The 13,785-nt window shown below is 71.1% G+C and carries 11 protein-coding genes and 1 pseudogene; 3 read left to right on the forward strand and 9 right to left on the reverse strand.

Annotated features, from left to right (window positions below; all coding sequences use genetic code 11):
• Positions 1-18: 18 nt before the first annotated feature.
• Positions 19-513 (forward strand): inorganic diphosphatase, encoded by a 495-nt coding sequence (locus ACWCP2_RS35180; protein WP_030756147.1) that lies wholly within the window; start codon positions 19-21, stop codon positions 511-513.
• A 333-nt stretch (positions 514-846) separates the two neighbouring features.
• Positions 847-2,508 carry a threonine/serine ThrE exporter family protein gene (locus ACWCP2_RS35185; RefSeq protein WP_450912624.1) on the forward strand — a complete coding sequence of 554 codons (1,662 nt, stop codon included), beginning with the start codon at positions 847-849 and terminating at the stop codon, positions 2,506-2,508.
• 87 nt (positions 2,509-2,595) lie between these two features.
• Here the strand turns inward: ACWCP2_RS35185 and ACWCP2_RS35190 are convergent, their stop codons facing one another.
• The 7 genes and pseudogenes from ACWCP2_RS35190 to ACWCP2_RS35220 all read right to left on the reverse strand — a co-directional run bounded on the left by ACWCP2_RS35190 (position 2,596) and on the right by ACWCP2_RS35220 (position 10,149).
• On the reverse strand, positions 2,596-3,294 hold the full coding sequence (locus ACWCP2_RS35190; protein ID WP_450912625.1) for a DedA family protein: 699 nt from the start codon (positions 3,292-3,294) through the stop codon (positions 2,596-2,598).
• 80 nt (positions 3,295-3,374) lie between these two features.
• The gene (locus tag ACWCP2_RS35195; RefSeq protein WP_450912626.1) at positions 3,375-4,127 is read right to left on the reverse strand and encodes a MerR family transcriptional regulator; all 753 of its coding nucleotides are present in this window, start codon (positions 4,125-4,127) and stop codon (positions 3,375-3,377) included.
• A gap of 97 nt (positions 4,128-4,224) precedes the next feature.
• Positions 4,225-4,824, reverse strand: coding sequence for a PadR family transcriptional regulator (locus ACWCP2_RS35200; protein WP_450912627.1), 600 nt, complete (start codon positions 4,822-4,824; stop codon positions 4,225-4,227).
• A gap of 87 nt (positions 4,825-4,911) precedes the next feature.
• Positions 4,912-5,421, reverse strand: coding sequence for a DinB family protein (locus ACWCP2_RS35205; protein ID WP_450912628.1), 510 nt, complete (start codon positions 5,419-5,421; stop codon positions 4,912-4,914).
• Between the two features lie 121 nt (positions 5,422-5,542).
• Positions 5,543-7,612 (reverse strand): annotated as a pseudogene (gene mrdA, locus ACWCP2_RS35210) (penicillin-binding protein 2); the annotation flags it as partial.
• Positions 7,613-7,672: 60 nt separating this feature from the next.
• Positions 7,673-9,130 (reverse strand): aldehyde dehydrogenase family protein, encoded by a 1,458-nt coding sequence (locus ACWCP2_RS35215; RefSeq protein WP_450912629.1) that lies wholly within the window; start codon positions 9,128-9,130, stop codon positions 7,673-7,675.
• Between the two features lie 110 nt (positions 9,131-9,240).
• Entirely contained in the window at positions 9,241-10,149 is a 909-nt protein-coding gene (locus ACWCP2_RS35220) for a helix-turn-helix domain-containing protein (protein WP_450912630.1), read from the reverse strand.
• A gap of 305 nt (positions 10,150-10,454) precedes the next feature.
• Between ACWCP2_RS35220 and ACWCP2_RS35225 the strand changes: the two genes are divergently transcribed.
• Positions 10,455-10,943: an ATP-binding protein gene (locus ACWCP2_RS35225; protein ID WP_450912631.1), complete on the forward strand. Its 489-nt coding sequence runs from the start codon at positions 10,455-10,457 to the stop codon at positions 10,941-10,943.
• Positions 10,944-11,065: 122 nt separating this feature from the next.
• Here ACWCP2_RS35225 and ACWCP2_RS35230 read toward each other — a convergent pair whose 3' ends face one another.
• Together ACWCP2_RS35230 and ACWCP2_RS35235 are read right to left on the reverse strand one after the other, a co-directional pair.
• Complete coding sequence (locus ACWCP2_RS35230) at positions 11,066-11,302, reverse strand: DUF397 domain-containing protein (protein WP_112450436.1); 237 nt, start codon at positions 11,300-11,302, stop codon at positions 11,066-11,068.
• 103 nt (positions 11,303-11,405) lie between these two features.
• Positions 11,406-13,487 (reverse strand): FUSC family protein, encoded by a 2,082-nt coding sequence (locus ACWCP2_RS35235; RefSeq protein WP_450912632.1) that lies wholly within the window; start codon positions 13,485-13,487, stop codon positions 11,406-11,408.
• Positions 13,488-13,785 lie beyond the last annotated feature (298 nt).

Raw genomic sequence — 13,785 nt, forward strand, 5'->3', positions numbered from 1 at the left:
ATCATGGAGGAGCAGGACGTGGAGTTCGACGTCACCATCGAGATCCCCAAGGGTTCGCGGAACAAGTACGAGGTGGACCACGAGACCGGCCGGATCCGTCTGGACCGTCGCCTCTTCACCTCGACCAGCTACCCGGCCGACTACGGCTTCGTCGAGAACACCCTCGGCGAGGACGGCGACCCGCTGGACGCGCTGGTCATCCTTGACGAGCCGACCTTCCCGGGCTGCCTGATCAAGTGCCGCGCGATCGGCATGTTCAACATGACCGACGAGGCGGGCGGCGACGCCAAGCTGCTGTGCGTGCCGGCGTCCGACCCGCGTGTGGAGCACCTGCGCGACATCCACCACGTGTCCGAGTTCGACCGCCTGGAGATCCAGCACTTCTTCGAGGTCTACAAGGACCTGGAGCCGGGCAAGTCGGTCGAGGGCGCGAACTGGGTCGGCCGTACCGAGGCCGAGGCCGAGATCGAGGCCTCCTTCAAGCGCCTCGAGGCCCAGGGCGGCCACCACTGAGCTCCGCTCGGTGACGGAGCGGGACTGACCGAACGGGTCTGAGGCCGCTGCGACCCCTGTGACACCACGGGCGGCACCCCTTGAACGGGGTGCCGCCCGTCGTCGTGTCCGGAGGTGCCCGGCGCGTCCGACCCCCGTCTCCCGCGCACCTCGCCCCCGCACCTCGCCCCCGCGCCTCACCGGCGCCTCCCACGGGCCTCACGCACACCACCCGCGTGTCTCCCGTGCGTCTTCGGGTACGGGAGACGGTGCCGGTCCGGCGCGGTCCTGCCTGCGCGACGGATCAAGGCGTTCCGCATACTGATACGGGCCGGGCCAGGGACTGGAGGACGCGTGGCGGAGGGCGAGGGATCCGGGACAGAGGACCGGAAGCCGAAGTCGGACGAGGCGCACAGCGCGTTCGCCGTGCCGGACGGGGTCGGGGTGGACCCCGACGCGACCGAGGAGGACCAGCCGACCTCCGAGTTCGCCGTCCCCGACGGCCTCGCCTCGGTGCCCGTGGACCCCGACGGCCCGGCGTCCGCCTTCGCCACCCCGCACACCTACAGCGCCGCCCACTCCCCGCCGGCCTACACCGGCCCGACGGGTTTCCCCGTCACCCGGTTGAAGGAGTCCCCCTGGCAGGACCGCATGCGCACGGTGCTGCGCATGCCGGTCGATGTCCGGCCGGTGCCGGAGCCCTCGCAGCGGCTGGCCGTGGAGACCGGGCCCGCCGTGGGCCGCGTGCTCGACCTGACGCTGCGCATCGGCGAGCTGCTGCTCTCGGGCGGCGAGGGCGCCGAGGACGTGGAGGCCGCGATGTTCGCCGTGGCCCGCAGCTACGGCCTGGACCGCTGCGAGCCCACCGTCACCTTCACCCTGCTGTCGATCACCCACCAGCCCTCCCTGGTGGACGACCCCGTGTCGGCGAACCGCACCGTCCGCCGCCGCGGCACGGACTACACCCGGCTCTCGGCGGTGTTCGCCCTCGTCAACGACATCACCGCGCACGAGGTCGAGATCTCGCTGGAGGACGCCTACCGCCGGCTCGCCGAGATCCGCCGCAACCGGCACCCGTACCCCGGCTGGGTGCTCACCGGCGCCGCCGGCCTGCTCGCCGGCGCGGCCTCCACGCTGGTCGGCGGTGGCGTGCTGGTGTTCTTCGCAGCCGCACTGGGGGCGGTGCTCGGTGACCGGCTGGCCTGGCTGTGCGCCGGGCGCGGGCTGCCGGAGTTCTACCAGTTCGTGGTCGCGGCGATGCCGCCGGCGGCGATGGGCGTGGCCCTGAAGATGACCGACCTCGACGTGCGTTCCTCGGCGATCATCACCGGTGGGCTGTTCGCCCTGCTGCCGGGGCGGGCCCTGGTCGCGGCCGTGCAGGACGGTCTGACCGGCTACTACATCACCGCGTCCGCCCGGCTGCTGGAGGTCATGTACCTCTTCATCGGCATCATCATGGGCGTGCTGGTGGTGCTCTTCGTCGGCGTCCAGTTCGGCTCCAATCCGCAGCCGGAGGACGTCCTGCAGATCGAGCAGCGGCCCCTGCTCCAGATCGCCGCCTCGATGGTCCTGGTGTTCACGTTCGCGATCCTGCTCCAGCAGGAACGTTCCACCGTGTGGTTCGTGACGCTGAACGGCGGGATCGCCTGGGTGATCTACGGGGCCCTGCACTACGCCGCCAAGATGCCCCCGGTGCCGTCCACGGCGATCGCCGCCGGGCTGGTCGGCCTCTTCGGACAGCTCCTCGCCCGGCACCGGTTCTCCTCGGCCCTCCCCTTCGTCACGGCCGCCATCGGTCCGCTGCTGCCCGGATCGGCCACGTACTACGGGCTCCTGCTGATCGCCGAGGACCGGCTGAACGAGGGGCTGGGCTCCCTGACGAACGCCGCGGCCATCGCGCTGGCCATCGCGATCGGCGTCAACCTCGGCTCCGAGACCTCCCGCCTCTTCATGCGCATCCCCGGCGCGGCCAGCGCGGCCAAACGCGGCGCGGCGAAGCGCACCCGCGGCTTCTAGGGCGCCCGGCGGCCCCCGGACACGCCGATGCCCCGCCGGGCCGGGCGTCCCGGCCGGCGGGGCATCGTACGGGGCTCCTCGCGGCTGCTAGCGCTTCGCGTGGCGGCCGCTGCGCTGCTGGCCCGGGGTCTGGTCGTCGCCGGGCTGCGCGCCTGTGGCCTGCGCCGCCGCCTTCTTCTGCTTGCGGGACTTGAGCACCTCGAAGATCACCGGGATCACCGAGACGAGGACGATGCCGATGAAGATCGGCTCGACGTTGTCCTTGATGACCTCGAACTGGCCGAGCTGGTAGCCCAGGATCGTGACGCCCGCGCCCCACAGGACGCCGCCGATGACGTTGAACGTCAGGAAGGTGCGGTACTTCATCGCGCTGGCGCCCGCGACCATCGGCGCGAAGGTGCGGATGATCGGCACGAAGCGCGCGAGCACGATGGCCTTGGGGCCGTGCTTCTCCATGAAATCGTGCGCCGCGTCGAGGTTCTCGCGCTTGAAGAGCTTGGAGTTCGGCTTGTTGAAGATCTTCGGGCCGAAGACCTTGCCGATCATGTAGCCGACCTGGTCACCGAGGATCGCGGCGACCACGATCAGGGTGCACACCAGCCACAACGGCTGCGTGACGGCACCGCTCGCGACGAACAGCCCCATCGTGAAGAGCAGGGAGTCACCGGGCAGGAAGGCGAAGAGCCCCGATTCGGCGAACACGATGATCAGGGTGCCGACCAGGCCGAATTGCCCGATCAGATACTCCGGGGAGATCCACTCGGGGCCGAGCGCAAGCGTATTCACGGGTTCCGGGCTCTCCTGGATCGGGGGGTGTCCGTCCCAGTATGAACGCACACCACCCCCACCCGGTTCCAGCCCCGGGGCTACAGGTTGCGGACGGCGTTGGCCAGGATCGCGTCCCGCACGAACACCGCCAGCCCGGGCCGGACGGCCTCGTAGTACGCGGTGAACCGCTCGTCCGCCACGTACATCTCGCCGAGGCCGGTGTGGATCTCGTAGGTGCAGAAGTAGTAGCCGGCGTTGATCCAGCCGCGGTGCTCCTCGGCCAGGTCCATGGCCTCCTCGGACTCCGCGGGCGTCCCGGAGTCCAGCAGGGCGGCGAACCGCCGGTTGATGTCCTCGGCCACGGCCTGGATCCGCAGCCAGTCCTCCTTGGTGTAGGAAGCGGTCCGGCGGGCGGACTCCCGGTAGGTGTCGCCCCAGCGGCGCTCGGCCTCCTCGGCGTGCTCCTCGGGGTCGAACTCCCCGAACACCTCGAACTTCTCCTCGGGGGTGAGGTTGATGCCCATCTTCTTCGCCTCCATGGCGTGCTCGACGGCCGCGGCCATCCGCTGGAGCCGGGCGATCCGCCCGGACAGCAGGGCGTGCTGCCGGCGCAGGTGCTCCCCCGGGTCCGCCTCCGGATCGTCCAGCAGGACCGCGACCTCTTCGAGCGGGAAGCCGAGCTCCCGGTAGAACAGGATCCGCTGCAGCCGGTCGAGGTCGGCGTCGTCGTACCGCCGGTGTCCCGCCCCGCTGCGGCCGCTCGGGGAGAGCAGCCCGATCTCGTCGTAGTGGTGCAGCGCGCGCACCGTCACTCCGGCGAATCCGGCGACCTGGCCCACGGAGTAGCCCATCGCTTTCCGCTCCTCTTCTCGGGTACGCGGCCAGCCTGGCCCCTCACGCCGCGTGAGGTGCAAGCCCGGCGGGCGGGCAGTGCGGGAGGCGGGCAGTTCAGGAGGACGGGGCGAGGACCCCCGCGAAGGCGTTGCCCGGGTCGTCGGCGAAGGAGTACGCGCCGTCCTCGATCCGGCCGATCAGACCCCGGGTCCAGTCCGCCTCGGCGTCCGCCGAGTGGATCCAGCGGTGCATGATCTCGCCGATGTGGCCCAGCGGCTCGGGGCCCTCCTCGGGGACGTAGTGGTCCGTGACGGCGGAACGCCACGCGGCCAGCCGGCCCAGGCGCTCGCGCAGCAGGGCCAGGGCCTCGGCGCGCGGCAGGTCGACCATGAAGCCGAGGGCGGAGGCGAGGACGTCGGCCTTCTGGTCGGCGGAGGACAGCGCCTCGCGGAGCAGCTTGAAGTACTCCGCGCGGCCCGCCTCCGTGAGCTCGTACTCGGTCCGCGGCGGCCCGCCCGCCGCGGACGGGGCCACCTCGTGGGCCAGCAGGACGCCCTGCTTGGCCATCTGCTTGAGCGCGTGGTAGATCGATCCGGGTTTGGTGTTCGACCACTCGTGGGCGCCCCAGAACTCCAGATCGGCCCGGACCTGGTAGCCGTGGGCCCGCCCGTGCTGGCGGACGGCGCCGAGGACGAGGAGACGGATCGCTGACATGGGGCCAGGCTACTGACCCGGCCCCGGAGCACCGCGGCCAGGCCGTGGCCGGGTGCCGCGGCCGGGAGCCGTGGACGGGTGCTGCGCCTAGCCCATGGCGCGGGTGCCGTCGATGGACTCGCGGATGATGTCGGCGTGGCCCGCGTGCCGGGCGAACTCCTCCACCAGGTGCAGGAGCATCCAGCGCATCGAGACCTTGGCGTCCGCCGGGAACCACGGGGCCGGGGGCAGCGGGAAGCTGTCGTCGAGGCTGGGGACCGCGGCGATGAACGCCTCCGTCTCCTTCCTGACCCCGTCCCAGTAGGCCAGTACCGACGGCATGGTCTCGCCCTCGACCAGCCGGAAGCCGTCGGCCCAGTCGCCCTCGCCCTCCGGGTACTCGGTGACGCCCCGCGCCATCCGCAGCCAGCCCGCCTCGCAGCCGGCCACGTGCTTGAGCAGCCCGGACAGGGAGAGCTCGCTGGCACTGGGCCGGCTCGCCGCCTGCTCCTCGGTCAGTCCCTGCGCGGCCTCGCGCAGCGCCGTGCGCTGGGCCTCGACGAAGGCGAGGAGCGTGGCGCGCTCGTCACCGGGGACCTCCATGGAAATCTGAGCCATGACCTGACCGCCTTCTGTTCCGTCCGTGGTGCTTGTCTCTCCTGCTGACAAGAACCACGGTACGAACCCTTGCGGTCAGGTCCTGTCCGCAATGCCGCCGTTCCCCGCGTCTTTACTGGTTTTCCTGCCGGACCGGCGGGAGTTCCTTCTGGGGCTTGGGGAGCAGGGCCTTCTTCAGGTCCTGGGCGCCCTTGTCGTCGAGGCCGTACATCGCCTCGTAGATGTTGCGGACGGCCGGTCCCGAGGCGCCGGAGCCGGTGCCGCCCTGGGAGATGGTCATCACGATCGCGTAGTCCTCGGTGTAGGAGGCGAACCACGAGGTGGTCTGCTTGCCCTGGACCTCGGCCGTACCGGTCTTCGCGTGCATCGGGATCTGCTTCTGCGGCCAGCCGCCGAACCGCCAGGCCGCGCTGCCGGTGGTTGCCACGGCCGCGAGGGCCCCGTCGATGTCACTCCGGAGCTTGCTGTTCATGGGGAGCTTGCCCTGCACCTTGGGGGCGATCTCCTTGACCGAGGCGCCGTCGGCGCTGACCACGGCCTTGCCGATGCTGGGCTGGTGCAGGGTGCCGCCGTTGGCGATGGCCGCGTAGACGGAGGCCATCTGGATCGGGGTGACGAGGGTGTCGCCCTGGCCGATGGAGTAGTTGATCGCGTCGCCCTCGCGGAGCTGGTTGCCCTGGCGGCAGTTCTCGTAGGCGATCTTCTCGGCGTACGAGCCGTTCTTCTTGCCGTCGCGGCACCAGGCGGCCCTGCTCGCCTCGAAGAACTCCTTCTTCCACTGGCGGTCGGGGACCCGGCCCGGGACCTCGCTGGGCAGGTCGATGCCGGTGCGCTTGCCGAGGCCGAACTCGTGGGCGGTCTTGAAGAACCAGTCGCTCGGCTTGGCCTTGGGCTTGATGCCGCCGTCCTTCTTCCACTCCTTGTCGGCGATGGCGTAGTAGACGGTGTCGCAGGAGACTTCCAGGGCCTTGCCGATGGTGATGTCGCCGTAGCCCTGGGACTCGAAGTTGGTGAAGACCTGGCTGCCGACCGAGTACGAGCTCGGGCAGCCGTAGAGCCGGTTGAAGGGGTAGCCGGCGTTGACCGCGGCCGTCGAGGAGACCACCTTGAAGATCGAGCCGGGGGCGGCCTGGCCCTGGATGGCGCGGTTCAGCAGCGGGTAGTTCGATTCCTTGTCGGTGAGGGAGGCGTAGTCCTTGGAGGAGATGCCGCCGACCCAGGCGTTCGGGTCGTAGGTCGGGTTGGAGGCCATCGCGACGACCCGGCCCGTCTTGGCCTCCATGACCACGACGGCGCCCGAGTCGGCCTCGTAGTGGCGGCCCGTGTTGTTCTTGTCGATGCCCTTGCGGGCCTCGATCATCGCGTCGTTCAGCTCGCGCTCGGCCACGGCCTGCACGCGCGAGTCGATCGAGGTCACGATGTTCGAGCCGGCCCGCGGCTTGTCGCTGACGCCCTCGCCGATGATCCGCCCGAGGTTGTCCACCTCGTAGCGGGTGATGCCCGCCTTGCCGCGGAGCTCCTTGTCGTAGGTGCGCTCCAGGCCGCTGCGGCCCACCTGGTCGGAGCGCAGGTACGGGGAGTCGGAGCCCTTGGCCTTGGTGATCTCCTCGTCGGTCACCGGCGAGAGGTAGCCGAGCACCTGGGAGGTGTTGGCGCCGTCGGGGCCGGCGTAGCGGCGCAGGGCGGTGGGCTCGGCGGTGATGCCGGGGAACTGCTCGGCGTGCTCCCGTATCTCCAGGACCTGGTCGGTCGTCGCCTCGTCCGTGATGGGGATCGGCTGGTACGGGGAGCCGTTCCAGCAGGGCTTGGGGGTCTTGGCGTCGCAGAGGCGGACGCCGTTGACCACGTCCTCGGGGTCGAGGCCCAGGACCCCGGCGAGGTGGGTCAGGACGCCCTTGCCGCGGTCCTTCATCTTGGACAGGTCGGTGCGGCTCGCGGAGACCACCATGCGGGTCTCGTTGTCGGCGAGCGGGACCCCGCGGGCGTCCAGGATCGAGCCGCGCACGGCGGGCTGGACCACCTGCTGGGTGTTGTTGTTCTTCGCCTCGTCCGTGTACTCCTGGCCGTTGCGTATCTGCAGGTACCACAGCCGCCCGCCGAGGGTCAGCAGCAGCGAGAACACCACGATCTGGATCACGACGAGCCGGTTCTGGACCCGGGGTGTGCGCCCGGTCTCCGGTATGTTGCTCAACTCGGCTCTCCCCCGGACTGGTCCTCGCCTGACCCGTCCGAGTCTAGGTGTCCCGTCCGGCTAGAACGGGAACTGGGTCCGGCCGTGCTGGACGGAGATCCATTTCTGGGTGGTGAAGGCCTCGATGGTGGCCTCCCCGTTGAGGCGGCCCATGCCGGAGGCCTTCTCCCCGCCGAACGCCGCGAGCGGCTCGTCCCCGATGGTGGAGTCGTTGACGTGGATCATGCCGGTCTCGATGCGCCGCGCGAAGCGGACCCCGCGCTCCACGTCCCGGGTGTGGACGGCGCCGCTCAGCCCGTACGGGGTCGCGTTGGTGAGGCGGACCGCTTCGTCCTCGCCGTCGAAGACGACGAGCAGGGCGACGGGGCCGAAGATCTCCTGGCCGAGCAGCGGGGAGTCCTCGGGGAGCCCGGCGAGCACGGTGGGCTCGACCAGGTTGCCGCGCGTGGAGCCCCGTACGAGCGCCTGCGCGCCGGATGCGACGGCGCGGTCGACGAGCGCGGTGAGGGCGTCGGCCTGGAAGGAGTTGATCAGCGGGCCGATGTGGGTGTCGGCCTCGTGCGGGTCGCCGGTCTTCAGGGCGCGCACGCGGGTGGTGAACTTCGCGGTGAACTCCTCGGCGACCGAGGCGTCGACCAGGATCCGGTTGGCGGCCATGCAGACCTGGCCCTGGTAGACGAAGCGGCTGAAGACGGCCGCGTCCACCGCGTAGTCGAGGTCGGCGTCGTCGAGGACGACCAGCGCGCTGTTGCCGCTCAGCTCCAGGACGGTCCGCTTGAAGTGGCGGGCGGCGACCGCTCCGACGTGCCGGCCGACCCGGTCGGACCCGGCGAAGGAGATGACCTTGGGGACGGGGTGGGTCAGGAGCGCGTCGCCTATCTCGGCGATGTCGGTGACCAGCACGTTGAGCAGGCCGGCCGGCAGGCCCGCCTCCTCGAAGATCTTGGCGATGACCCCGCCGCCGACGACGGGGGCGTTCTGGTTCGGCTTGATGACCACGGCGTTGCCGAGCGCCAGGGCCGGGGCGACCGACTTCAGGGTGACCAGGAAGGGGAAGTTGAAGGGGCTGATCACGGCGACGACCCCGACGGGCAGGCGCTGGATCCGGTTCTCCTTGCCCTCGACCGGCGAGGGCAGGATGCGGCCCTCGGGGCGGACGGCCAGCTGCATGGACTCGCGGATGAACTCCTTGGCGAGGTGGACCTCGTACTCGGCCTTGGGCCGGGTCCCGCCGAGTTCGTCGATCATCGCCTCGACGATCTCCTTCTCGCGCTCCTCGGTGATCCGCAGGGCGCGTTCCAGGACGGCTCGTCTGGTGTAGGGGCTGGTGGCGGCCCAGTCCTTCTGGGCGCGCTCGGCGGCCCGGTAGGCCCGGTCGACCTGCTCGACGGTGGCCACGGTGATGGCCGCGAGCTTCTCCCCGTTGTACGGGTTGACGTCGATGATGTCCCACGACCCGGTGCCGGCCAGCCATTCGCCGTCGATGTACTGGTGAGCCAGGTCCTCGAATATGGACATGCCATCCCTTACGTCGAACGCGCTTCCTTGCGCTGCACCGGGGCCCCCGTGGTCAACGGGGGCGTCTGGGTCCTCGTCATGCTCTGATCAGGCGTCATAGTACGTGTGAATCAAGACAGTTGGAGCAGACCGCGCAGCAGGTCCCGGGTCTGGTCCGGGTCGGGGCAGTCGTCCTGGAGGCGCACCATCGCGCGCTCGTACTGCCTCACTTCCTCTTCTTTGTCGAGGTAGAGGGCGCTGGTGAGCTGTTCCAGATAGACGACGTCCTGGAGGTCGGACTCGGGGAAGCGCAGCAGGGTGAAGGCGCCGCTCTCGCCGGCGTGACCGCCGAAGGAGAAGGGCATCACCTGGAGGTGCACGTTCGGCCGCTGCGAGATCTCGATGAGGTGCTCCAGCTGACCGCGCATCACGTCCCGGTCTCCGTACGGGCGGCGCAGCGCGGCCTCGTCGAGGACGGCGTGGAAGACGGGGGCGTTCTCGGAGACCAGTACCTTCTGGCGCTCCAGGCGCAGCGCGACCCTGCGGTCGATCTCGGCGCGGCCGGCGCCGGGCATGCCGCGGCTGACGACGGCCTGGGCGTAGGCCTCGGTCTGCAGCAGGCCGTGCACGAACTGCACCTCGTAGATGCGGATGAGCGAGGCGGCGCCCTCCAGCCCCACGTACGTCTGGAACCAGCCCGGCAGGACGTCTCCGTAGCTGTGCCACCAGCCGGCCACGTTGGCCTCGCGGACCAGTCCCAGGAGGGACTCCCGCTCGGCGCCGTCCGTGACTCCGTAGAGCGTGAGGAGGTCCTCGACGTCTCTGGCCTTGAAGCTCACCCTTCCCAACTCCAAGCGGCTGATCTTCGATTCGGATGCGCGGATCGAGTAACCGGCCGCCTCACGGGTGATGCCGCGGGATTCTCGGAGTCGCCTGAGCTGGGAGCCCAGGAGGATGCGGCGCACCACAGAACCACTGGCTTCTGCGGTCACGAGTCCTGCCCCTCCCCATGCGGTGGATGGATACGTAAGGAAACGCATGTACGACTGCGTTCCGGCTGCGTCGCAGGGGCCCCCGTGCCCCTCAAGGCCCGCAGTCTGCCACCAAAACGCATCTGCCCGTACTCGTTCTGTAACGGATTTGGCCGCGCTGTAAAAGAAGTCCGTAAGTATGCGTAGGAAGAAATGAGCAAGAACCATCACGGGTCCGGACAGGTCCGGCGCGTGCACGTGCATCTGCCCTTGCATCCGGCTCTCGCATTCGGAAGCATGGTCCCGCGCACCTGCGTGCCCCGCAGTTCTTTCGAATCCCGGGAGTGCCTCGCATGGGGACGAATGGATCGACCATGCTCGAGCCGTTACGGCAGGGGCTTCCCCCGGTCGACCCCACGGCTGTCTCCGGGTCCGCGTCCTGCGCCCTGCCCGCCCGCTTCGAAGCGGTGCGCGGCGCACGCACCTTCACGCGTTCCACCCTTTCCCAGTGGGGCCTCGACGACCGGTTCGACGACGTGGCACTGGTCGTCTCCGAACTCGTCACCAACGCGCTGCGCCATGCCCTGCCGGACGACTCCCGGCCGGCCCCGGGCGAGAGCGAGCCGCCGGTGCGCTTGCACCTGATGCGGTGGAGCACCCGGCTGGTGTGCGCGGTGCGCGATCCCAGCGAGGACCGGCCGGGCGGCTGCTTCGCGCCGGACGCGACGGAGCGCAACAGCGACCTGGAGTCGGGGCGCGGGCTCTTCCTCGTGGACTCCTACAGCGACAGCTGGGGCTGGCACCCGCTCGCGGGGCGGCTGACCGGCAAGGTGGTCTGGGCGCTGTTCACGCTCCAGGACTGAACCACCGGACCAATCACCGCACGGACGACAAACGGCCGGGATCGATCATGGCGATCAATCCCGGCCGCTGCACGTGCATGGCTGATCTTCGGCTGATCGCCGGCCGCTCCGCAGCCGGTTCGTCAGCTGATCAGATGGTCGAACTCGCCGTCCTTGACACCCAGCAGCAGCGCTTCTATCTCGGCCGGCGTGTACACGAGCGCCGGACCGTCCGGAAACCGCGAGTTGCGCATGGCAACGTCGCCTCCGGGCAGTTTCGCGAACTCCACACAGGAACCTTGCGAGTTGCTGTGTCTGCTCTTCTGCCAGGTCACCCCGTCTAGCTCTGCAGCTGCCATCCCGTTGTACGCGTGGTCCACAGGAAGCCCCCGATAGTGCAGATGTCAACTGCACCGGATCATAGCTGTGTTCATGAACGCCTGCATGGGCAGATGCACGTGCACGAACGGAGGCACGGCACCACTAAGGGTGACGACCTGCCCCGGGATCGGGCCGGGCCGGGGCCCGCAGCGCGTCGGAGACCTCCTCCAGGGAGTCCAGCAGCTGCCGCGCCGCCCCGCGCAGCACCCCCGTCTCGGGGGTCTCCCCGTCCGCCAGCGCCGCCCGGACCCCCTCCCAGTCGGGCACCCGGCGCTCCCGTACGTCCTTCGCGCCCGCCTCCGTCGCCTCGCGCAGCGCCGTGGCCAGCTCGGCCGCGCCCGGGACCGGGGGCCGGGACCGGTCCGGGAAGTGCGCCTCCAGCAGCATCGTGTGGCGGCCCATCGCGGCCAGGGCCCGGCCCGCCTCCTCGGCGGCGGCCCCGGAGATCCCGCGGTGGCGCACCGGCTCCCCGGCGGCCCGGGCCACCGCCTCCTGCCAGGCGACCCGGGCGTCGCGCACCGCCAGCAGGGCTTCGCGCACCTCCGCGCGGTGCGCGCCGGCCGGGTCGGCGTACTGCCCGAGCACGGCCGCCGCGTACCGCCCGCCGGCGGCCACCCAGTCGGCCAGCCGGGTCCGCAGCCGCGGGGTCTCCCAGGCCGGGTAGACGGCGTAGGAGATCATCGCGAGGACCCCGCCGATCAGGGTGAGCATGACGCGGTCCGGCACGGTCTGGTCCCAGCGCAGGCCGCCCATGCCGAGCAGGAAGACGACGTAGGCGGAGACGAAGACCATCGAGACGGCGTAACCGGTGCGCATGAAGGTGTACATCAGGCCCGCGCTGATGACGGCCAGCAGCCCGGACACGTACATCCCCGGGTGGGCGAGCTGGACGACGGCCGTCGCGAGGGCGACCCCGACCAGGGTGCCGCCGAAGCGGGCCACGGCCCGGGTGTAGGTCTGCGTGAAATCGGGGCGCATGACCATCACGGAGGCCATCGGGGCCCAGTAGGCGTGCCCGAAGGGCAGCACGTGCCCGATGCCGTACCCGGCGCAGGCCACGGCGGTGACCCGCACGGCGTGCCGCAGGATCGGCGACCCGGGACGCAGCTCGGCCCGTACGGCGCCCAGCACCATCGGCGCCAGCGCCGGCAGGGTGGGCCGCAGCATCGACTCGCCGGGATCGGCGGTCCGCCCGGAGCCCGGCTCCGCGGTGTCGAGTACGTCGTCCAGCAGGGCGGCGAGCCTGCGCGCGGCGCGCAGCGCGGCGCCCCGGAACAGATCGGCGGTGTCGGGTGCCTTGAGCACCGCCAGGGCCGGGGCGGGCGGCCGCACCGGCTCCCCGCGGCGGATCGCGGACGCGGCGGCGTCCAGCACCGACCCGGCCGCGGCGAGCAGCTCCCGGGCCCGGTCCCGCGCCGGGCCCTCGGCCGGGGCCCCGACCGCGGGGTCGGCCAGCAGGGCCAGCACCGGCCGGATCCGCTCCGCGAGCCCCCGCGCCCCGTGCAGCTCGGCGGGGCGGCGGCGGGCCTGGCGCGCCGTCACGGTGGCCGCGTCGCGCGCCCTCATCAGCGGCTGCGGGTCGAAGGAGGCGACCGGGTCCTGGCGCAGGCGGCGCGCGTAGTCGGCCTCGGCGGCCAGCGCGTCGGCGAGGGCGTCGCGCTGGGCGCCCCACCGGCGGATGGGGAAGAGCACGATCAGCAGGGCCTGCACCACCCCGCCCGCGGCGATCATCGCGGCGTGCCCGGCGGCCTGCGGCACGGAGGTGGGCAGGGTGACGGTGACCAGCATGATCGCGACGTTGCCGGAGGCGATCATGCCGGCGGTGGGGCCCGCCGCCCACATGAGGCCCGCCGCGAAGCTCCATACGGCGAGCAGCAGCATGAAGGCCAGGGTGTGCGAGGACCCGACGAGATAGCCGATGAAGGTGGACACGGCCAGCGTCAGCCCGGCGGCGAGCGCGAGGGCGGGGCGGGGCCGCCAGCTCTTCTGGAAGGTGGCCACGGCCGCCATGTACGCGCCGAAGGCGGAACTGGCGGCGGACCCGGGCCCGAGGAAGGCGAGGCCGGCGCCGATGACGATCGCGAGGCCGGTGGCGGCGCGGAGCGCGACGAGGGGTTGCAGACGGGTCCGCTCGACCCGCAATCCGGCCCGGGCGGTGTCCTTCAGCGCCCGGACCCAGCTCATGGCTCCGAGCGTAACCCTGGCCGGGTCGGAACCGGGGAGCCGGGCGCAGCCACGGCCGCGCGTCGGGACCCGGCCCCGGGGGGGCGTACCGCGGCGCGGGCGTGCCACGTGGCGGGCGTACCGCTGCGCGGGGCGAGGTCCCCTACCCGCCCTTCGCCCGTTCCCCGGGGCTGCGCCCCGGACCCCGCGCCGGGCGCGCAGCGCACGTACGGGTCGGAGAGCTGATAAGAGGGTGGGCGGACCATGGGGACATCCGATCGTCGTCAGAGCGGATAATGGGCCAACGGACGGACCGGGC

This window comes from Streptomyces sp. NPDC002104, assembly GCF_053593795.1.

Bases quoted from the DNA above. Each gene is read 5' to 3' on its own strand.
- ACWCP2_RS35195 (WP_450912626.1), bottom strand. From the start codon at position 4,127: ATGGGCTACTCCGTGGGCCAGGTCGCCGGATTCGCCGGAGTGACGGTG.
- ACWCP2_RS35200 (WP_450912627.1), bottom strand. From the start codon at position 4,824: ATGTCAGCGATCCGTCTCCTCGTCCTCGGCGCCGTCCGCCAGCACGGG.
- ACWCP2_RS35205 (WP_450912628.1), bottom strand. From the start codon at position 5,421: ATGGCTCAGATTTCCATGGAGGTCCCCGGTGACGAGCGCGCCACGCTC.
- ACWCP2_RS35215 (WP_450912629.1), bottom strand. From the start codon at position 9,130: ATGTCCATATTCGAGGACCTGGCTCACCAGTACATCGACGGCGAATGG.
- ACWCP2_RS35220 (WP_450912630.1), bottom strand. From the start codon at position 10,149: ATGCGTTTCCTTACGTATCCATCCACCGCATGGGGAGGGGCAGGACTC.
- ACWCP2_RS35225 (WP_450912631.1), top strand. From the start codon at position 10,455: ATGCTCGAGCCGTTACGGCAGGGGCTTCCCCCGGTCGACCCCACGGCT.
- ACWCP2_RS35235 (WP_450912632.1), bottom strand. From the start codon at position 13,487: ATGAGCTGGGTCCGGGCGCTGAAGGACACCGCCCGGGCCGGATTGCGG.